General features: G+C 68.3%; 14 protein-coding genes and 4 pseudogenes. 16 read left to right on the top strand and 2 right to left on the bottom strand.

The window, feature by feature from the left end; all coding sequences use genetic code 11:
* The first annotated feature begins 158 nt into the window (after window positions 1-158).
* From ACZ4N5_RS39415 to ACZ4N5_RS39375, 9 genes and pseudogenes are all read left to right on the top strand, one after another.
* The gene (locus tag ACZ4N5_RS39415; RefSeq protein WP_467761790.1) at window positions 159-971 is read left to right on the top strand and encodes a carbohydrate ABC transporter permease; all 813 of its coding nucleotides are present in this window, start codon (window positions 159-161) and stop codon (window positions 969-971) included.
* Window positions 971-1,819 (top strand): carbohydrate ABC transporter permease, encoded by an 849-nt coding sequence (locus tag ACZ4N5_RS39410; RefSeq protein WP_467761789.1) that lies wholly within the window; start codon window positions 971-973, stop codon window positions 1,817-1,819. The genes ACZ4N5_RS39415 and ACZ4N5_RS39410 overlap by 1 nt, the downstream gene beginning before the upstream one ends.
* Before the next feature lie 139 nt (window positions 1,820-1,958).
* Window positions 1,959-2,852, top strand: coding sequence for an SIS domain-containing protein (locus ACZ4N5_RS39405; RefSeq protein WP_467761788.1), 894 nt, complete (start codon window positions 1,959-1,961; stop codon window positions 2,850-2,852).
* Entirely contained in the window at window positions 2,849-3,763 is a 915-nt protein-coding gene (locus ACZ4N5_RS39400; protein ID WP_467761787.1) for a 1-phosphofructokinase family hexose kinase, read from the top strand. The genes ACZ4N5_RS39405 and ACZ4N5_RS39400 overlap by 4 nt, the downstream gene beginning before the upstream one ends.
* Window positions 3,764-3,835: 72 nt before the next feature.
* Entirely contained in the window at window positions 3,836-4,675 is an 840-nt protein-coding gene (locus ACZ4N5_RS39395; protein ID WP_467761786.1) for a class II fructose-bisphosphate aldolase, read from the top strand.
* An 8-nt stretch (window positions 4,676-4,683) separates the two neighbouring features.
* Window positions 4,684-6,006 (top strand): alpha-galactosidase, encoded by a 1,323-nt coding sequence (melA, locus tag ACZ4N5_RS39390; protein WP_467761826.1) that lies wholly within the window; start codon window positions 4,684-4,686, stop codon window positions 6,004-6,006.
* Window positions 6,006-6,923 (top strand): carbohydrate kinase family protein, encoded by a 918-nt coding sequence (locus ACZ4N5_RS39385; protein ID WP_467761785.1) that lies wholly within the window; start codon window positions 6,006-6,008, stop codon window positions 6,921-6,923. Before melA ends, ACZ4N5_RS39385 begins: the two co-directional genes overlap by 1 nt.
* Before the next feature lie 917 nt (window positions 6,924-7,840).
* A pseudogene (locus tag ACZ4N5_RS39380) lies at window positions 7,841-8,111 on the top strand (IS701 family transposase); the annotation flags it as partial.
* Window positions 8,112-8,415: 304 nt separating this feature from the next.
* Window positions 8,416-8,922, top strand: a complete 507-nt coding sequence (locus ACZ4N5_RS39375; protein ID WP_467761784.1) for a DUF4232 domain-containing protein — start codon at window positions 8,416-8,418, stop codon at window positions 8,920-8,922.
* A 600-nt stretch (window positions 8,923-9,522) separates the two neighbouring features.
* On the opposite strand, the pseudogene ACZ4N5_RS39370 reads toward ACZ4N5_RS39375, so the two are convergent.
* Window positions 9,523-10,687: pseudogene (locus tag ACZ4N5_RS39370) on the bottom strand (ISNCY family transposase); the annotation flags it as partial.
* 7 nt (window positions 10,688-10,694) lie between these two features.
* On the opposite strand from ACZ4N5_RS39370, the gene ACZ4N5_RS39365 reads away from it, so the two are divergent.
* The 3 genes and pseudogenes from ACZ4N5_RS39365 to ACZ4N5_RS39355 form a co-directional block, all read left to right on the top strand.
* On the top strand, window positions 10,695-12,920 hold the full coding sequence (locus ACZ4N5_RS39365; RefSeq protein WP_467761783.1) for an RHS repeat-associated core domain-containing protein: 2,226 nt from the start codon (window positions 10,695-10,697) through the stop codon (window positions 12,918-12,920).
* Between the two features lie 82 nt (window positions 12,921-13,002).
* A complete protein-coding gene (locus tag ACZ4N5_RS39360) occupies window positions 13,003-13,356 on the top strand; it encodes a hypothetical protein (RefSeq protein WP_467761782.1) in 354 nt (117 codons plus the stop codon).
* A gap of 368 nt (window positions 13,357-13,724) precedes the next feature.
* Window positions 13,725-14,108, top strand: a pseudogene (locus tag ACZ4N5_RS39355) (IS701 family transposase); the annotation flags it as partial.
* Window positions 14,109-14,138: 30 nt separating this feature from the next.
* Here the strand turns inward: ACZ4N5_RS39355 and ACZ4N5_RS39350 are convergent.
* Window positions 14,139-14,459 (bottom strand): hypothetical protein, encoded by a 321-nt coding sequence (locus ACZ4N5_RS39350; protein ID WP_467761830.1) that lies wholly within the window; start codon window positions 14,457-14,459, stop codon window positions 14,139-14,141.
* A 1,311-nt stretch (window positions 14,460-15,770) separates the two neighbouring features.
* On the opposite strand from ACZ4N5_RS39350, the gene ACZ4N5_RS39345 reads away from it, so the two are divergent.
* From ACZ4N5_RS39345 to ACZ4N5_RS39330, 4 genes and pseudogenes are all read left to right on the top strand, one after another.
* Window positions 15,771-15,947, top strand: coding sequence for a hypothetical protein (locus ACZ4N5_RS39345; RefSeq protein WP_467761781.1), 177 nt, complete (start codon window positions 15,771-15,773; stop codon window positions 15,945-15,947).
* A gap of 760 nt (window positions 15,948-16,707) precedes the next feature.
* Entirely contained in the window at window positions 16,708-19,389 is a 2,682-nt protein-coding gene (locus ACZ4N5_RS39340; protein WP_467761780.1) for a P-loop NTPase fold protein, read from the top strand.
* Window positions 19,390-19,456: 67 nt separating this feature from the next.
* Window positions 19,457-19,654 (top strand): annotated as a pseudogene (locus tag ACZ4N5_RS39335) (SpoIIE family protein phosphatase); the annotation flags it as partial.
* Between the two features lie 289 nt (window positions 19,655-19,943).
* A complete protein-coding gene (locus tag ACZ4N5_RS39330) occupies window positions 19,944-20,297 on the top strand; it encodes a hypothetical protein (RefSeq protein ID WP_467761779.1) in 354 nt (117 codons plus the stop codon).
* Window positions 20,298-20,539 lie beyond the last annotated feature (242 nt).

Raw genomic sequence — 20,539 nt, 5'->3', positions numbered from 1 at the left:
TCCTGATCTCGGACCAGGAGCGTGCCCGCTCCGCGCCGCGCCAGGTCCCCGGCAGGCCCGGCTCCGGGGCGCCCTCCAGGCGATGGACCTCCCGGCGGCGCCGGACGCTGGCCAACCTCACCGGATGGTCGTTCGCGGGGCCAGCCACCCTGATCATCATGGGACTGACCCTCTTCCCGGCCGGCTGGGCCTTTCTGATCTCCCGCGAGCGGTGGAACGGCTTCACCCCGGCCCACAGCATCGGCTGGGATAACTACCGGACCGTGGTCCACGACCCCGATCTGCGTTCCGCGGTGAACCACACTGTGCTGTTCACCGTGCTGTACGTGCCGGTGGTGCTGATCCTGGGCCTGTTCATCGCCACCGCGCTCAACCGCAGCATCCGCTTCATCACCTTCTACCGCACGGCCATCTTCGTCCCGCTGGTGATGTCGGCCGCCGCGTCGGGCATCCTCGCCAACTTCATCTTCGACCCGCAGTTCGGGCTCGCCGACAACGCGTTGCGCGTACTGCACCTGCCACGGCAGGGATTCCTGAGCGACCAGCACGAGGTGATGTGGGTCATCTCCCTCATCTACCTCTGGGGCGACCTGGGTTTCTCAGTCATCGTCTACCTCGCCGCGCTCCAGGACATCCCCAAGGACATCGTGGAGGCGGCCCGGCTGGACGGCGCCAACGGCTGGCAGGTCTTCCGGCACGTCACCCTGCCGAGCGTCACCCCGCTGACGATATTCATCGGGGTGTGGGAGGTCATCTCGGTGCTCCAGATCTTCGAACTGGTGCTGACCACCACCAAGGGCGGCCCGCTCGGCTCCTCCCAGACCATCGTCTACTTCATCTATAACCAGGCATTCACCCTGTCCCGCTACGGCTACGGCTCGGCGGTCGCCTACATCCTCTTCGCGGCCACCCTGCTGGTCACGCTCTGTATGTACGCGTACTCGAAGATCAGCAAGAACGAGGCATTCTGATGGCGCTGAACTCCGCGAAGCAGCCCGCCCGCCGCAGGCTCCCGTTCAGCCTGTGGCACCTGCTCCTGGCGCCACTGTCGCTGCTGTTTCTGGTGCCGCTGGCGCAGATGCTCGTCACGTCCTTCACCGCCAACCGAGACGTCAACCGCTTCCCGCCCCGCTTCCTGCCGTCCTCACTGCACATCGGCGGCTACGTCCGGCTGTTCAGCGACGTCCCGGTGGCCCGCTGGATGCTGAACTCAGTCGTCGTCTCCGGCGTCGCGATCATCAGCCACCTGGTGCTCTGCTCACTCGGCGGCTACGCCTACGCCAGGCTGTCGTTCCGGGGCCGGACCGTCGGCTTCTTGGTGTTGCTCTCCACCATCATGATCCCGACTCAGATGCTGATGATCCCCACCTACTTCATGTTCTCCCGGCTGGGACTGATCAACACCCTCGGGGCCGCCTTCGTTCCCTTCCTCACCTCGGCCTTCGGCGTCTTCCTGATGCGCCAGTTCTTCCTCTCGCTGCCCAAGGAGCTGGAGGAGGCCGGCAAGATCGACGGCCTGAACACCTTCGGAGTGCTGGTGAGGATCGTGCTGCCGCTGGCCAAGCCCGCGCTGGCGACCCTGGCGATCTTCACACTGCTCAACTCGTGGAACGACCTGCTCTGGCCGCTCATCGCCATCAACGATCCCAAGCTCTACACGATCCAGCTCGGACTGCTCAATTTCCAGGGCCCGCACCACGTGGACTGGCAGGAGCTGATGGCCTGCAACGTGGTGGCGAGTGCGCCGCTGATCCTGTCCTTCCTTTTCGCACAGCGGCAGTTCGTCCAGACCATGAGCATGAGCGGGATGAAGGGCTGAACGCAGGAAGGGCTGAGCTCCCGCCGCCCCGAGGCGGACGGGCCGAAGGGCCCGATTCCCCGCCGGCCCCGCCCGGCATCTTCACCACCATCCGATCCACCGCGTGCTGACGCGCGCGGATTCCCAGAAGTGAGTCGCAGTGAGCACCACGTATGTCCAGACCGAGATCGCCGATCAGCCCGCCTGCTGGCGCAGGGCCGCCGAACTCGCCGCGGCAGGTCTGCCGGCCCTGCCCCGGTCCGGCGAACGGGTGGCTGTGATCGGCTGCGGAACCTCCCTGTTCGTGGCCCAGTCCTACGCGCGGCTGCGCGAGGACGCGGGACACGGCGAAACCGATGCCTTTGCGGCCTCCGAAGTCCCTGGCAACCGCGCCTACGACCGCTACCTCGTCCTGAGTCGCTCGGGCACCACCACCGAAGTGCTCGACCTGCTCGACCGCGCCTCCGCCCCGACCACCGTGATCACGGCCGACCCCGCCGCCCCGGCCGCGAGCGCGGCCGGCCAGGCCGTCGTACTCGACTTCGCAGACGAACGCTCGGTCGTGCAGACCCGGTTCGCCACCACGACCCTGGCGCTGCTGCGCGCCCACCTCGGCGAAGACCTCGGCCCGGCCGTCGCCGACGCCGAGCGGGCGCTCGCCGCGCCGCTGCCGCAGGGCGTCACCGAGCGCACCCAGTTCACCTTCCTGGGCGCCGGCTGGACCGTCGGCCTGGCGTCCGAGGCCGCGCTGAAGATGCGCGAGGCGTCCTTGAGCTGGACGGAGTCCTATCCCGCCATGGAATACCGGCACGGCCCGATCGCGATCACCGACGAGCACGCCGCGGTGTGGATGTTCGGCCCCGGCCCCGAGGGACTGGCCGAGCAGGTGACCGCCGTTGGCGGCCTGTGGATCGAAGAGGACTTGGACCCGCTCGCCTCCCTCGTCAGCGCCCAGCGGCTGGCCGTGGCACTGGCCGCCGCCAAGGGGCTGCACCCGGACACGCCCCGCAACCTCACCCGGTCGGTGATCCTGCGCCCCACTCCCACCCGATGACCGTCCTGACCGTCACCCTCAACACCGCCCTCGATGTCACCTACCAGGTGCCGCGGCTGACTCCCGGGGAGATGCACCGGGTCCTGCCGCCCGCGGTCCGCGCGGGTGGCAAGGGCGTCAACGTCGCCCGGGTGCTGCACGCGCTCGGCGAGCCGGTACGGGTCACCGGGTTCGCCGGCGGCGCGGCCGGCCGAACGCTGCGCACGGCGCTGGCGGACGAAGGTATCGCCGAGGAGCTGGTGCCGATCGTCGCAGAGACGCGGCGCACGGTCACCGTCGTGGAGACCGAGGTCGGCGAGGCGACCCTGCTCAACGAAGCCGGGCCGCACGTCGGAGCCGGGGAGTGGACGGCCTTCATCGACCGCTACCGCGCCCTCGCCGCCGGCTGCCGGGTCGCGGTGCTCGCGGGGTCACTCCCGCCAGGAGTCCCGGACGACGCGTACGCCATCCTGATACGTGCGGCCCCCGGTGTCCCGGTGCTCCTCGACGCGGACGGCCCGGCGCTGGCCGAAGGCGTCAGGGCCGGCCCCGACGTCGTCAAACCCAACTCCGCAGAACTCGCCGGCGCCACCGGCCGCGCCGACGTCGCCGGGGGCGCGGACGCGCTGCGCGTGGCGGGCGCCCGCGCTGTCGTCGTCTCGCAGGGACCGCAGGGGCTGACCGTGTTCACCGGCGGCGGCAGCTGGTCGGCCCGTCCCCCGGAGCGGATCTCGGGCAACCCCACCGGGGCAGGCGACGCCGCGGTCGCCGCGCTCGCCAGAGGCATGTCGCGGGGCACCCCCTGGCCGCAGCGGCTGGCCGAGGCCGCCGCGCTGTCCGCGGCCGCGGTCGCCGCGCCCCTGGCGGGCGATTTCGATCCTGCCGTGTGGGCGCGACTCCGCCCGGCCATCGGCGCCCGAAGCATCCACTGAGCATCCCCTGTCCACCGAACGAACCGGCTCCGCCGACGAAGCCGACAGAGCAGACATCCAATGAGGAGAACCGTGCCCATCATGTCCACGGCGGCGATCGTCGCGGCGGCCCGCACCGAAGGCCGGGGCGTCGCGGCCTTCAACGTCATCCAGATCGAGCACATCGAGGCCGTCGCCGAGGCGGCCGAGCGCGCCGCCGCCCCGGTGATCGTCCAGATCAGCGAGAACGCGGTGCACTACCACCGCGGCCGCCCGGGCCCGATCGCGGCCGCCGCGGCCGCGATCGCCGACAGCAGTTCCGCCCCCCTCGCCCTGCACCTGGACCACGCCACCGACCGTGACCTGGTGGCGCGGGCAGCCGACCTGGGCTTCAGCTCGGTGATGTACGACGCGTCCGCGCTCGGCTATCACGACAATGTGGCCGCGACCGCCGAGATGGCCGAGCACTGCCACGCCCGCGGCCTATGGGTCGAGGCCGAACTCGGCGAGATCGGCGGCAAGGACGGGGTGCACGCGCCCGGGGCGCGTACTGACCCGACGCAGGCGGCGGAGTACGTGAGGGCCACCGGAGTGGACGGCCTCGCGGTGGCGGTCGGCACCTCGCACGCCATGCTCGACCAGAACGCCGTACTCGACTTCGACCTGATCGCCGCGCTGAGCGCCCAGGTCCCCGTGGCGCTGGTGCTGCACGGCTCCTCGGGAGTCGCCGACGCCGGCCTGACCCGCGCGGTCGCCGACGGCATCACCAAGGTCAACATCGGCACCCAGCTCAACAAGGTCTTCACGCATGCCGTACGCACCGCCCTGGCCGGGCAGCCCACGCTGGTGGACCCCCGCCGCTATCTGGGACCCGGCCGCGACGCGATCGCCGCGGAAGCCACCCGCCTGATCCACATCCTCCAGAAAGGCTGAATCCCGTGATGCGCATCGCGTTCGTCGGAGCCGGCTCGGTCGTGTTCACGCGACAGCTGCTCCGCGACATCTTCCTCCTCCCCGAACTGTCAGGCGTGCGGCTCTCACTGCACGACATCGACCCCGAGCGTCTGAAGGTCGCCCAGGAACTGGCCGAGCTGATCTCGCGGGAGAACGGGGCAGCCCCGGTGATCACCTCCAGCACCGACCGCCGCTCGGCACTGGAGGGCGCCGACGTGGTGGTCAACATGGTCAACGTCGGGGGCCACCAGGCCACCCTGACCGACTTCCAGGTCCCCGAGTCGTTCGGCCTGCGCCAGACCATCGGCGACACCCTCGGTATCGGCGGCATCTTCCGCGCCCTGCGCACCTTCCCGCTGCTGCGCGGGCTCGCCGAGGACATCGTGGAGGTCTGCCCGGACGCGTGGCTGCTCAACTACACCAATCCGATGGCCATGAACCTCCAGTACCTGGCCGCCGTCGCGCCCAAGGTCAAGGCGGTGGGACTGTGCCACTCGGTGTTCTGGACCGTGCACGACCTGTGCGCCATCGTGGGCGTCCCGCACGAGGAGGTGGACGTGCTCTCGGCGGGCGTCAACCACCAGGGCTGGATTCTGCGCTGGCAGCACCAGGGCCGTGACCTCTACCCGGCCCTGCACGAGGCGATCGCCCGCGACCCGCAGTTGCGCCGCCGGGTCCGCATGGACATGTACAGCAGGCTGGGATATTTCCCCACCGAGACCAGCGAGCACTCCTCGGAGTACGTGCCCTGGTACCTGACCCATGCAGGGGAGGTCGACCGGCTCCGCATCCCGGTGGGCGACTACCCCAACATCAGCAAGGGCAACCTCGCCGAATACGTCCAGGTCCGCGACGCCCTGGCCGCCGGACAGGAGCTGCCCCCGCCCCAGGAACCGGAGGAGGTCGCCGAGTACGCCCCGCAGGTCATCCACAGCCTGGCCACCGGCGAGCTACGTACCATTCAGGTCACCACCGCCAACACCGGGTTGATCACCAACCTGCCGGCCGGCGCGGCCGTCGAGGTCCCGGCCACCGTCGACCGGCTGGGCGTGCACCCGCACCACGTCGGCGCGCTGCCGCCGCAACTGGCCGCACTCAACCGGAGCTTCCTCAACGTCGTCGAGCTGACGGTGGCGGCCGCCGTACAGGAGAACCCAGAGCACATCAGGCACGCCGCCATGGCCGATCCGGCAACCGCCGCTGCCCTGACAGTCGATCAGATCTGGTCGCTGTGCGATGCCATGACAACCGCCCACGGCGACGCCCTGGCGCCTGCGCTGCGCAGCCCCGTAATGCTGCGGGCCTCCTGATGGGGCGCCCCGATCTGCTGGTCGTCGGCGACGCCAATCCCGACGTACTGGTCATGGGCGCCCCAGCGCAGCCGCCCGCCGGCCAGGCCGAGACCCTGGTCGACGCCGGTGTCCTCGCACTGGGAGGTTCCGCGGCGATCGTCGCGCACGGCGCGGCCAGGCTCGGCTTGTCCACGGCGCTGGCCGCCATGGTCGGCCGGGACGCGGCAGGCGACTTCGTCCTCGACACCCTCGCCACGGCCGGCGTCGACATCAGCGCCTGCGTCCGGCACGAGACCCTGCCGACAGCGCTCAGCGTCTGCCTCAACCAGCCCGGTGGTGACCGTTCCATCCTCACTGCCCCTGGATGCCTGCCGGTCTTCGCCCCGGACGAACTGCCCGAGGCGCGGCACGTCCACTCCGCGTCCCTCTTTCTGCAGCCCGCGCTGGCGGCCCGGCTGCCGACGCTGTTCGACCGGGTGCGCCGCACGGGCGGCACCACCTCCCTGGACACCAACGACGACCCCGCAGGGACCTGGAAGCTGCCGGCCGGGCTGCTCGCCGCGTGCGACCTGCTGCTGCCGAACGACGCCGAAGCGCTGCGGCTCGCCGGGCACGATGACGTGCCCGAGGCGATGCGTGCGCTCGCCGCGACCGGCCTCGTCCCGGTCGTCAAACGCGGCCGGCGCGGCGCGCAGGCCCTGTTCCAGGGCGAACTGCTCACCGTGAGCGGCACCGAGGTCGAGCCGACCGACACCGTGGGCGCCGGTGACAGCTTCGACGCCGGGTTTCTCGCCGAATGGCTCGGCTCGGGGGACCTGGCCAGGGCCATGGCCCTGGGCTGCGCCTGCGGAGCGATGTCCACCCGTGCGGCCGGCGGCACGGCGGCCCAGCCCACCCGTGAAGAGGCGTCCCGGTTCGCGGCTGTCGCCCCGTAGCGGGGCGGCAGCTCCACTACGGGGCGCACGGCCACCGGTTCGACCCCGGGAATGGTCCCCGGTCAGCACGGGCGCGTAACTGTTGCCCCGATGGCGACAGCCCGCTCGGCATGGGCCTCCACCCGCTTCTCGGGTCCGGTAGCGGGTGGCTTCTGTCGCCGCCCTGCCCGCTGGAACGGCCACTTCACGTGTGTTCCCGGCCAGGCTGGTCACCGGTGGACAGCGGACCGGAGTTGGTTCCGCCGATGGCGATCGCACGGTTCCCAGACGCTGACACCGTGTCCAGGGCCGGTGGTGGCGCGGTGGGGTGCGGTCCGGCAGCGGGCTGAGCAGGTGCGGGCGGGGCGGATACGGTGGCGTCGCCGGTGGAGACAGGGGCCCGGTTGTCCCCACCGATGGCAACGGCATGCTCGGCCGTGACCTGGACCGAGCAGCCGGAAGTCCCGGTCGCCGGGGCCCGGGTGGCGAAGCCGTGACCCCACAGGACGGCCAACGAGCCCAGCACTGCGCCGAGTGCGGAGGCCCAGCGACCAGCGGATCGCGGGATCCTTCAGCAGCCGCGCCAGCACGACCGCCCCGCACAGCCATGCCGGTACGGCGAAGGCTGCGGCGGTCGCCAACCCCGCCACCGCCCACCTGACGTTCTGCCCCCAATCGCGCCGAAAGTCCTGGGTTGCGGTCTTGTTGCCTGTCGACGGGCCGATTGGCGGCTCTCCATCCGACCCGGCCGCGCAGGACGCGGCACCCGCAGGAGGTGCGGTGAACAGCCAGCCCACTCCCAGCCGTGAGCACGGACGCCGACTCGCCACCCTCGGCGACGCCATCGGTGAGGTCCTCTCCTCCGGACCGCCCCCGGCCTTTCCTTCGGCCTGGCAGGCCTGGACGAAGCAACCGGCGGCCTGCAGCCGGGCCGTCTGGTCCGCTCGCGCTTTCTGGCGCTGCGGGTGCGGCCGGCCGGGGTCCGGGCCCGTCGTCTGGCCCAGGCCGCCGCCATCGCCGAACACGGCCAATGGGACGGTGTCCTGCTCGAAGTGACGCTGCTGGTCGAATGGCCCGAGGACGCCGAAGCACCCACCGACTACTGGCTGTCCAGCCTGCCCGCCGACCGAACTGGTCCGCCTGGCCAAGATCCGCTGGCGCATCGGCCACGACTACCGGGAACTCAAGCACGGCCTCCGCCTGGACCACTTAGTCGTCGGGCCGTACGATCTGTTCAGGATCACGCCGTCTTCTCCTTCGCCGCCGCTTCGGTGGCCACATGGCCCTCCTCAAGGATCTCCCTCGGCCCCGGACACGGCGCCCGGTCCGGATGGCGAGTGCGGGCTGTCAAAATCCCGCCACACCAATGCGAACTTCCCCCCGGTGTTCGTCGTCTCAATAGATGTGAGCTGCAAGCTCACGCGCAGTCCCCTGAGCCGGGCCTCCGGCTCCCACCGCTCTGGTCCCGCCGGATGCGGGGCCGCTGTCCTTCACTGGCACGGAAGCGTGCGTCATGATCCCCATCCGCATCCCGAAGCGCGCGGCGGCCATTACCGCTGCCCTCGTCCTGGGCGCCACCGGCACCGCCGTCGGCGGAGCCCAGGCCACGCAGGCCTCCCCGGCCACCCCGACCTGCCACGTGGCCGACCTGCACCTGTCCATCGCCCCGGTCTCGGGCGGCGCGGGTTCGCTCTTCTACCCCATCCGGTTCACCAACACCTCCAGCCACACCTGTGCCCTGCGCGGTTACCCCGGCGTGAGTGTCGTGAACATCCGCCACCACCAGATCGGCGCCCCCGCCGCTCGCACTGGCCAGCCCGTGACCACCGTGCGGGTCCGCCCGCACCGGTCGGTGTACGCAACGATCCGCACCAACAATCCGGACGTCGTGCCGAAGTGCCGACCGACGTCGGCCTACATCCGGGTCTACCCGCCCGCCAGCCACCGGAGCGTACTCGTCCGGTACCACCTACGAGTCTGCGGTCTCTTCGAGATCAACCCGGTGCAACGCACCCCGTAGCAGGGGGCCGCAGCCGCAGTGCGGCGCATAGGCCTCCCCGGCCACCCCGACCTGCCACGTGGCCGACCTACGTCGATCATCCGTGCCGGTGGCGCGTCGGGGTGAGGTCCGGACGCGGGGGTCGCAGAACACCATGGGAACGTGTGCGGGCACTTTGAGTGCGTCCCTGATCTCTTCCAGGCTGTACTCGTCTGATCCCTTGAAGTGGTTGGAAGACCCGGATCCGGGCATTCATCACGTGGACTCGTACGGTGCCTGGGGTGATATGTCAATCCCTCGCAGCGTGGAGACGATCTATGCGGCCAGTCCCCTCGGCACCCGCCCTCCGACCGTGAACGAGATCTGCCGCCTGTACGACCGGATCGTCCTCGCACCCGTCCGCACCGCCCGAACCTGGCTGGCCCTGCACTGGCACCGCTGGCGCACCCGCCACCAGGCCCGAGCCCGCACCAGCCACTACCGCACCCGAGCAGCCCGAGCTCATTTCCGTGAAACCACCGGCTGTAGTACTAGCTACTTGCCCCTGAAAAAGGGTTCAGCCTGGTGGCAGGGCTGATTCGGGAAGGCTGCGGTATGTCGTCGCCTGCCGGTGGCCTCTGTTCACCGGCTGAGGACGGTCATCCGGTGGAGGTTGTAGGCGAAGATCCCGAGTCCGGCCCAGATCTGGGCGCCGGACAGTCGGCGGAGGCGGGTGCGGCGGAAGCCGAAGCTGCGCTTGAGGTGGCTGATACGGGCTTCGATACCGACTCTCCAGTTGCGCATCCGCCGGAACGGGCGGCTGCGTTCGTAGTCCCGGCGAGCCTTTCCCGGGGTTCCGTTGCGTTGGAGACCGATCCGCCCAACCCCGAGCTCGGCGAGCGCCCGGTCGTTGGCCGCGGTGCCGAAGCCGCGGTCGGCGACCACGGTTCCCGGCACCCGGCCGACCAGCGCCGTCACCCGCTCGACCGAAGGCACCAGCTGCGGGGCATCGGCCGGGTTGTCGCGGTGGACCTGGTGATCGGCAACGAAGCCGTTCTCTGTCTCGGCCACCAGCGCGGTGTAGCCGAACTGGGTGGGGTGCTGGGGTTTGCCCTTGCGGATCGGCCGGGCGTCAGGGTCGGCTAACGACACCAGGCGGTCAGGGATCTTGCGGGTCCCGGCCAGCCGTAACGCAGTTTGTTCCAGCAGGCGTCGAGTGCCCGCCACCGTCTCGGTCAGCTCACCGACCAGGTGTGCCAGCCGCCCCGACGGCCGCCCGCGCAGTGCGCGCCGCGCATTGTCCTCGACCGCGGCCACATCCCGCAGTGTCGCTGCCGCGATGGCGGCGACCTCGCCAGTGAGCCGGTCGATCTCGCCCAACGCCTGCCCGGTGCGACGACGCAGGGTGCGGGAGATCTCCTTCAAGCGGCGCCCTGCTGATCGGCTGCGGTCCCGGAAGCGGGTGCGCCTGGCGGCGCCGGCCGCCTTGATCCGACGCACTAGTCGGCCCATCTTGCGCACCCCGTGCTCCAGCAGGTCGGCGTCCGTGGGGTGATCGGCTTCGATCACGGTGGTGTCAATGCGCAGCTTGCGGCACCGCAACAGCTTGTCCTCCACGAGCTTGCCCAGCAGTGCGGCGTTGAGCTGCTCGCTGGTCCGGGGGCCGCTGCGGCGTACGAGTTTGATCAGCGTCGTCGGGTGCGGAACCGGGGCGGTCAGCGGGATTCCGGCAGAACCGCCGCCAGCTCAGCGAGTCCGCCACCTCACGGCACAGCGTCTCGTAGCCGATCTGGTAGCGGTGCTTCACCGACCCGGTGGGTACGGAGACACGCCTGGAGTGGACGACGGAAGGAAAGCTCTCCCGCCGCCTTACTGCGGACGGCTGTGAGGAGAAGTGGCTGTACGACGATGAGGGCAACTGCACTCAGTACATCGACGCTCACGGCGGAGTCGACAAGTTCGAGTACACATACTTCGATCTCTTGTCGGCGCGCACCGGTGCTGACGGCGTCCGCTACGCGTTCTCCTACGACACTGAACTACGACTCACCAAGGTCACCAATCCGCAGGGGATGACCTGGAACTACGAGTACGATGCCGCGGGCCGTCAGGTCGCCGAGTCCGACTTCGACGGTCGTGTGCAGCGCTATGTGCACGATCCTGCAGGCCAGTTGATGGAGCGGGTAACTCCCCTCGGCGACTTCATCCGCTACGAACGAGATGTCCTCGACCAGGTGACGTCGAAGGAAGTCGCAGGCCGAATCACCGATTTCACCTACGACGCCATGGGGCGGGTTCTCACGGCCACGGCACTCGGCACGGATGTCGAATGGTGCTGGGACGAGCGGGGACAACTCCGCTCGGAGTCCGTCGCAGGCCGCGCGGTCAGTTACACCTACGACGATCTCGGGCAACGCGTTTCGCGTACGACACCGACCGGTGCCGTAAGCGCTTGGACATATGACTCGGCGGGACGTCCTGCGAAACTGTCCGTCGCCGGGAGGCACATGCGGTTCGAAAGGGATGCAGCTGGGCGGGAGACGAACCGCCGTGTCGGCGAACGACTCAGCCTCAGCCATTCCTTCGACCAACTCGGCCACATCATCAGCCAGTCCCTCTCCATTCCCGAGACGATGCTGCGTGACCGGTCGTATGCCTACCGCCCCGATGGCCATATGACGGATGTCGTTGAAGCGGTGACCGGTGTGGCACACCACTACACTCTGGACCCGATCGGCCGTCCTCTGCAGGGCACTGGTGACAACTGGTCGGAAACATACGCATACGACGCTGCCGGCAACCAGGTACGTGCATCCTGGCCCGACAGACATCCTCACCCGGAAGCCCGCGGGGCCCGGGACTACGACGGCACACGTATTCGCGTCGCGGGACGAATGCATTACCGGCACGACGACGCAGGCAGGCTGGTCCGGCGTACTCGGCACACCCTCTCCGGGAGAAAAGACACCTGGCACTACCACTGGAATGCGGAAGACCAACTGACACAGGTCACCACCCCCGGCGGCGCAACCTGGCATTACACCTACGACGCCCTCGGGCGCCGCACGTCCAAACGGAAAATGGCTTTCGATGGTGAAGTCGTCGTGGAGCAGATCGACTTCGCCTGGGAGGGCACGCGCCTTGTCGAACAGCACGATCACAGCACGGGCGTCGTCACCACCTGGGAATACCAGGGGCACCGCCCCTTGGCTCAGCTCGAACGCAGAGCAAGGTCGGTGGGTGGCGGCAGCCCGGACATGAGGGGGAGCGATCTCGACGGAATCGCCGTGAGCGGCCCGCAGTCAGACCTGGATTCCCGCTTCTTTGCGGTCGTCACCGATCTGGTGGGCGCTCCCACTGAATTGGTTGACGAGACCGATCACATTGCTTGGCACGCTCGCACCACCATCTGGGGCGAGACCAGGTGGAACGTCGACTTCACCGCCTACACCCCCTTGCGTTTTCCTGGCCAGTACGCCGACCCTGAAACTGGCTTGCACTACAACTACTTCCGATATTACGACCCGCAGACCGCGAGGTACGTCACCCCTGATCCGCTCGGTCTGGCACCCGCACCGAATCCATGCAGCTACGTCGACAATCCTCACGGATGGATGGACCCGCTTGGCCTCGCTGCGACTCACAACCCGATCTATCCAGAGCGCCGCGAAGCGTTCAACGCCGCAAAGGACATGGCTGGTGTCCCTCGTTCCGCGCAGCCCATTCGCCAATGGACGGTCGGCGGGGACAGCACTCGAGCCAACTCCCCGAACTACGTATACAAACGTTGGGACCCTACAATCACGAAGCCTGACTACAACCCCAGAGGCTCGTGGGGTCGCTACTATCAGTACGAGACACCGCACGGCATGCGTGTCATCGCCGAGCACACAGCTGATCCCAATGCGCCGCTTTCACATTTCCATGCCGGAACTCCGCAGGCGGGCGAGCCTGCAGATGTGAACATGACCGGAAAGATCTACAAGGAAATGCAACCGAAGCACCATCTCTACTACGAACAGGGCAAATGCGGTGGTTAGCGAGTTGCAGCGTGCGCTGAGGGAGCGGCGAGAGCGCCAGGAACTGGATCGCATACTGCGTGATGCCTCAGAGGTCGTCACCATGCACACGCTGTCCTCCGCGAGTGTGCCGGAGCGCGTCATGGAAGCCGTACGCGGTTTCTGGGACATGTCCACTGAACCGGATGCGACACTGAGCGACGAGGTTTCCCAGGAAACTCTGGACGCCTGGGTGGAGGAGCTCCTTCTTTCGCACGGCTTCCACACGTCGGCCTTCCTGTACACGGAACTGGAACTCGCCCCTTGGATCGAGTTCAGCCTGCCGCAGGCCTGGTTCTCTTCGATCCGGCAGGCGAGGAACACCCCATGGGTGTTCCTCGCGCATGACCTCGGCACGGTGGCCGCGGTCAGCGAGCAGGAGTATCGGTTCGAATTCTTCGTCGCGCGTGTGGCCTAGTAGGACCCCGTTAGGTCTTCCGATCGGTGCTGATTACGAGCATGTTGGATGTGTGGACGCACATGAAGTGAACCGTGTCCGGGCGACGTTGGCGTTGTATGTCGCTGATGTGTTCGCGTCGGTGCCGCGGAAGGACCAGCGGGCCACGGGTGACTGTTAGGGCGGCAGGTGGAGCTTGTCCCGCAAAGCGGCTCTCGGCGGAGGACGCCCTAGTACTCCAGCAGCACTTTGACGTTTTCCCTGTTCAGGGGCGGTTTCGGTGAGTGTAGTGGGCTGATTGCCGGCCTGTGTTCTCTTTCCCGGGCCGCCCCTCGATCGTGTGCAGCCGCCGTCGGTAGTGGCAACGCTCTGGGCAGCCTTCGGGCGTGATCGACGAGCGTGCAGTTGAGATCTGGAACGACGAGCTCGAGGAACTGTTCCTGCGTACCGGCCACCGCTTCAAACGCGTCGAGCCGCGTCGCAGGATGCGTGACTACATCCGTGGACTGCTGGGCCCGGTCGGCCGAAAGAACGGCTGGCAACTGGCCGAATACGCTGGACACCGAACCCCTGACCGCCTGCAGCGGCTCCTCAACGGCGCCCGCTGGAACGCCGACGAGCTCCGCGACGACCTCCAGCACTACGTAGCCGAACGACTCGGCGAGCCCGACGGCATCCTCGTCCTCGACGACACCGGCTTCCTGAAGAAGGGCACCACCTCGGCCGGCGTCCAACGGCAGTACTCCGGCACCGCCGGCCGCACCGAAAACTGCCATCCCGTCGGCGCTCCTGAGCCTCGTGGTCTAGCGGCGTGCCAGCTCCGCCAGTTCGGCGGAGCCGGCGTCGGCCAACGCCCGGGTCAACCGTGGCGGCAGAGCGAACACCTCGACGCCATCGTTCGTGGGGGCGATGACCTCGTCCGGCCACGGCCACCCGGTGAGTTGCTCCAGTGGCGGGATCTCGGCCGAGGGCGGCTCGAAGTACATGTCCCACTCGACGATGGTGCTGTCTGCCTCGATGAAGTGACAGGTCACAGACTCAAAGGCCCGGCCGGGTCCCCCCAGGTACGTTGAGGCGGCAGTCTCGTCGTCGGGGGCGAGGAAGAACAGTATGTCGTGGGTCATCTCGGCATGATGCCAGCCCTCCGTACGGGCGCCGGTGTCTCCAACTCGACCAGGTGTCATCCACCTCGACCAGTCTCCGGTCTCCGCCCTCCTTGTGGTGTAGTGGCCCTGCTGTCAGCGCCGCCCGTTACCGTGGATCTCGTAGTGAACGGCATGCCGCGAACCGCCGTTTCCGCTGCTGCCCCGCGCCCACGCCGCACCCGGGAAAGCGTCGCCGGACAAGGACCGAAGTCGGGTCCCGCGCAGCACCATCGAAGAACCTGTCTGCCCGGCTGCGCCCCTCACGCGACGTCCGGCGGGAAGTGTGGGGACCCGATGTATCGGAGACGACCGTGACCAAATCCGGCAACGACCACCGCAAGCGGCAGGCCCGGCGCATGCGCGCCGATGGTCCGCGCCGTCGCTTCCCCGACCTCCTCGCCGAACTGAGCTCCACCTCCCGTACGGCCCCGCGGCCCTTGACCGAACTCGTCCCGCTCTGCGCCGGCCTGGCGCATCCCATCGACGGCGGCCGCTGCGCGCGCGCCGCCGGCCACGAGCTGCTCGACGGCACCTGGTCCTGGTGCTCCCCGTATCCCCACCTGCCCGTCCACATCTGGCGCGGCTATCACGCGGCCGGTGACGAGGACCGTCAGGCGCGGCAGGAGGCATGGCTGGCCTCGATGAGCCCGGCCGAAGGCACCGCATGGGAAGCCGAGGCCGACGCGGCGTACTGGGCGGACCTGGCAGACGAGGCCCGCGAACCGTACGACCCGTACGAGGACAAGTACCAAGAGATGGCGTGGGACGCGCTGGAGGAGGAGCGAGGGCGGACGAGCCGGACGGCTACGAGCAATTCGATGCCACGGCCGGCGGGGAGGGGGAGTGACGTGGCGGACACCAGGACCGCTGACACGCGCCCGGTAGAAGACAGCCTGGTGTACGGGCGCATGGAAGTGCCGGAGCACCTGCAGCACCTCCGGACGACGACAGAGTTGCAGGCCCAACGTCTCAAGCTGTCTGCTGGTCAGAAGCCGGTGGCGCTGTTGCGGGTGCGGGCACGGGTGGGGCGAGTTCCCGCTCTACGACCCGGCCCAGGCCGCGCCGATGCGGGCGTTGTCAGCGAAGCAGGCGGCGGTACCGGGTGTGCCAGGAGTGCGCGGCGGCCGAGCAGCAGGAGCGCCTGGGTTGCGCGCACCATTTCCTGGCTGCGCGGCTTCCGCTGTCTGCGCATCCGCTGGGAACGACGCGACGACATCCAAGAGGCCTTCCTCGGCCTTGCCACCTGCCTCGTCACCCACCGCCACGTCCAACGCCTTTGTAGGACCTCTCATGCACGCCAAGGCGGTGTTGGCCGCAGAGTGGGAGAGGAACTCGGCGCTGGTGCGGGTCGCCGCCGAACTGTCGCTCGAACTGGAGCAGGACCGCACCGAACTCGAATCCGCACAGCACGTACCCCGGCTGACCGGGACACGTTCCCCACGTCTTCCCCAGCGGCGGCGTCGGTGACCTGGCCTTCCCGAGCCGTCGTCCGCGATACGGTGCCATGGCAGGCTGCGCCAAGGGAAGGAAGACGCTCATGGAGTTCCGGCCCATCCCGCGTGCCCCCGGGGCGTTCCGGCAGTCCGTGGCCCCGGGGGAGATCGAGGCGATCTGCCGCCGCGCCTTCGGAACGAACACCAAGGTGGCTTCAGCGGTCGAGGTCGGCACCGGGCTGTACAACACGACGTACCGGGTCACCGTCGCGGGCCGGGAGCGGGCGGTGATTCCTGAGCCGGAGCGCCAGTTCACCTCGGAACGGGCCTTGATGCGCAATGAGTACGCCAGCCTGCCGTATCTCGCGGTGCTCGCGCCTCTCCTGCCGCGCGTCCTACGGTCGGCTTCGCCCAGGAGATCATCGGCCGGGACTGCACGGTGCAATCGCTCCTCGGCGGTATTCCGGCGACCGAGCACCTGCGCACGTACCCGGGCTCGGCGTGGCCGGTGTACTACCGGCAGATCGGCGAGATCACACGACGCCTGTACGACGTCCGCGGTCCCGCAAGATCTATGAAGCCCGGCGCCTCGGTGCCATCCGCCTCGAGCGGTACCGCCTCGGCAACCGTGGGCGGGTACGCGCGAGCTACGACTCCATGGCGGGCATCCTTGCCACCGTGGGCTGACAGGGCATCTCATTTTTCAAAGGCGTTGGGGGAGGGACGTGGCAGAGCGTGGTACTGCCGATTTGGACAGGTTAGTCAGGGCGTCAGTCACGCGCATCGAGGTCCCGATGTCGGACAGCGACACTCCCGGCGACCCTTCTCGCTTATTGGGCAGCGGCTTCTTCGTGGCCCCCGGCCTGGCAATCACCTGTAGCCACAACGTTTCACGCATGCTGGAGAGCGTTGACGCAGGCCACCGTCGGGTCCAGCTGGCGTTCGGTGACATCCGAGTAGATGGTGTCGTGGTGTGGGCCAGTCAAGAACTAACCAGCGGCGGAGAAGTATGGGAGCTGCCCGATTTGGCGGTAATCCGCCTAACCGAGGCGGTTGATCACGAATGTGTGCGGCTCTCCGAGCGCCGGCTGGAGCCGGGTGACACTGTATGGGGATACGGCTTCACCGTCACGTCGGGGGAGGTGCAGCCGTGGACAAGCACCCTGACATATCAGGGTGGGCTCGGTGACGCGCTGCGAGTCGGCGGCGACCAGATACCTCCGGGGACCTCGGGCGGTCCCCTGGTGGATCCTGCTGCCGCCGGTGTGTGTGGCGTGCTGAAGTCCCGCAGAAACGATGGGGAGGGTGGCCTCGTTGTCCCACTGACCGCACTGCAGGACAGCGAGGACGCGCAGGCTGCATCGCTTTTCCAGGAGCTGTGGGAGGGACACGACGCTTATCACCTGAACCGGTCCACGACGTCCCCGCGCAGGACTGGGGCGGGTGGGCGGTGGAACTCCGGCGGAGGTCCGCACGCGAGTCCGCGGCCACGCGCCCTTGCTGGGCTCGGCAGCGACCGCCCGAGCAAGGTCGACTTGCTTGGTCACGCGGGCGACGTCGAGATGCTCGCCATGCTCGCGACCTCGCTGACGACTACACCGCCGCTGGCGATCGCGCTTCTCGGTGAGTGGGGCGCCGGCAAATCCAGCACCATGGAGCAGATGCGTGCGCACGTGGCGACCTTGACCGAACGCGTTCGTCGGCAGCAGGAGTTGCAGTCGGCCTTTGTCGCCAACGTACGACAGGTGCGGTTCAACGCCTGGCACTACGCCGAGGATCACCTGTGGACCGGACTAGTCGACCACCTCTTCCGGGAACTCGCGACGGAGCCGGCAGACGAGCAGCCGTCGGCGGTTCCCGTGGAGGAAGTTCGTCGGCGCCGCGACCGACTGCTACGCCAGCTGGACGAGGCCAGGTCCGACGTCGAGCGCCTTCAGGCAGCCGTAGACGCCGCCGAAGAGGCCGCTCCGACCGGCCCTGCGGCGGCCGTAGGAGATCCGCTGCGCGGTCCTCGGCTGCTGTGGACCGAAGCAGGTATGATCACCCGATCCGCTTGGTCGAACCGCCGTGTGCTGTTGATCTGGATCGCGGTGCTCGGCACCGCGCTCGTCGTGTGGGCACTGGCGGGTTCGTGGATCGCCGCCGCCCTTCCCCTGGCACTGGGGGCCGGCGCCGCGATGCAGCCGGCTCTGCAACGAGTGCGGTCCTTGCACGCTTCGATGCGGAAGATCGCTACGGCGGCCGGTGAGCGACTCGGACAGGATCTGAAGGAGGCCAACGAGCGGGTGGCGGTGACGGCGGACCGGCTCGCCCGGATCGACGCCGCTGTACGACTGTCGGAGTTCCTTCGCCGCCGCTCCGAGGAGCCATCTCCCTACGAGCCGTATCGCAGCCTGCTGAGCCAGGTGCGACGCGACCTGGAACAACTGGAGAGCGACCTCGCACTGGCACATCAGGAATGGCTCGAGCGCACCGACCCGGGATCCCGTACGCCGCCCCCGCTGCAGCGCGTCATCCTCTACATCGACGACCTGGACCGGTGTGCCCCGCAGCGCGTGGTGGAGGTACTCGCTGCCGTTCACCTGATGCTTGCACTTGAGCTCTTCGTCGTGGTAGTGGCGGTGGATCCGGAGTGGCTCATCAAGTCACTGCACGTGTACCACCAGGACTTCTTTGGCCCGGCGCCGACGTCGGGCGAGGTGACTGCCGACGGCCCCAACACAGGTCCGCTGGATTATCTCGACAAGATCTTCCAGGTTCCGTTCACCATTGCCAGATCCAGTGAGGACGCCACCGCGCGTTATCTTCGTTCGCTGCTGGCGCCGACCGGACGAGGTGCTGAGGCAGGACAGCCTGCCGGAGAAGCCGGCGACGCTGGTTCTTCCGGCCTGTTGGCAGGGGGAGCGACGGCAGAGTCGGGCGCTGATGATGAGAGCTCGCCGCCGTCCGATACGGATGCTGCCTCGCTACTGTCCGATGTGCAGCGGCCTCCGGTGACGGTTCCGGAGCTGCGAGATCTACGCCCCGACACTCTTCAACTCCACACCGCTGAGTGCGACTTCATGACCCTCCTCGGGGCACTGCTGCCGACTCCCCGTGCTGCCAAGAGGCTGGCCAACCTGTACCGACTGGCCAGGATCAGTATCCCGGCCGGGGATCTCGACGCGTTCGTGGCCACGGAGCACCGGGCACTCCAAGTACTTCTGGCGGTGCTGGTCGGGTCACCAGCCGCGTCCCAGCAGATATTCATCGCTCTTGCGAAGGCAGCCGAAGACGTGGACATACGCGACGTGTTGAGGGCCGTGGCCGAGAGCGACAACACCGGTTCCACGGGTGTCACTTGCACGAACATCGTTGCCGTACTGGATCGGATCGCACTCAGGACCAGTATGGCGACGGCGGCCAAGAGCTTCCAGCCGTGGATCCCTCTGGTGGCGCGGTTCAGTTTCCACTCCAGAGCCTGGGCGAGCAGTTAGGGAAAGTGGGGCAGTATCCGTCCCTGGCAAGGTCTCTGCTTCCACACTGTCCGCGGCGGCTTGTCACCGTGAGGTGCTGCATTACCTCGACGAGCAGGCCCAGCGGCTCGGTACCGACTGCATGGCGACCTGCCAGTACTCCAACTACGAGCCGGTCTCGAACCGCATCACCATCGGCAACGCTGGCCATCCGCCGCCGGTCCTGCCGCACGGCCGGGCCGAGGTACCTCGGGTGCTACCAGGTGCGCCAACGACATGTTCAGGCAGGGCGAGCGGGACGACGACATCGCGCTGCTCGCCGCCCGCTTCGGCGGGATCGCGTCCGCCACACACGGACCGCAACCCCACCTGCAGAAGACGCGTGGGCCATAGCGCAGACGTCCGTCCCCGCCAAGGCGTACCCGGACGAACCACCGTTCTGAACCGATCTGTACGGCTCGATGGCTTCGTCGTTGCGGCCGGTCACCGGGATCCGACCACTTCGCTTCCGTCGGAGCGCCCGTGAAAGCAGCAGGATAGTGCCCTGACACCGGACGAACAGCGCCGCGCCGACCTTGCCCAGTCCGCGATCACCAGCCACCTCCGACCGGCTGACGGCGACCAAGCGCAACGCCGAGTTGGCGGCCAACACGACGGATGCCGACCAGCGCCAGACAGAGTGGCGACAGGCCAGTGACCGGCTGACCCGGTGGCTCAAGGAGCACCAACTGGACGAAGACACTGTGGCCGAGATGTCCGACGCGTTTCTACACGTGATGGAGGACGGCTACACGCTGGTTATGCACACGGGCGGAGGCGGAGACGCCGACACGTACCTCGTCCTCCGGCAGCGAGCTGCTGTGACACGTGAGTGGCTGCGCGACCAGGGCTACGGTGTCCCCGGCTACCCCAAGGAGCCGGGGCTGTGAGCAAGGTCGGGCTCCCGGCATCGGCGGCACTGGGCTGGGCAGAAGTCCTGCCCAGCCCACTGTCGCGCCTGAGCGCTACGCCCACCGCATCCCGATCGCGGACAACTGCTCGCTCCGGTCCTCCGACAGCGCGCCAGCCGCCGAACCGACCGGCAGTGCTTCGGCACGCCGCTGCTCGATGTTCATCGTTTTCGGTGCGGCGGTGCGGGCGTTCTTGAGCCGGATGTCGACCTTCGCGCCCT

This window comes from Streptomyces sp. NPDC026500 (assembly GCF_055567635.1).
Note: the sequence above shows the minus strand (reverse complement) of the source record. Positions and strands in the feature narration are given on the sequence as shown.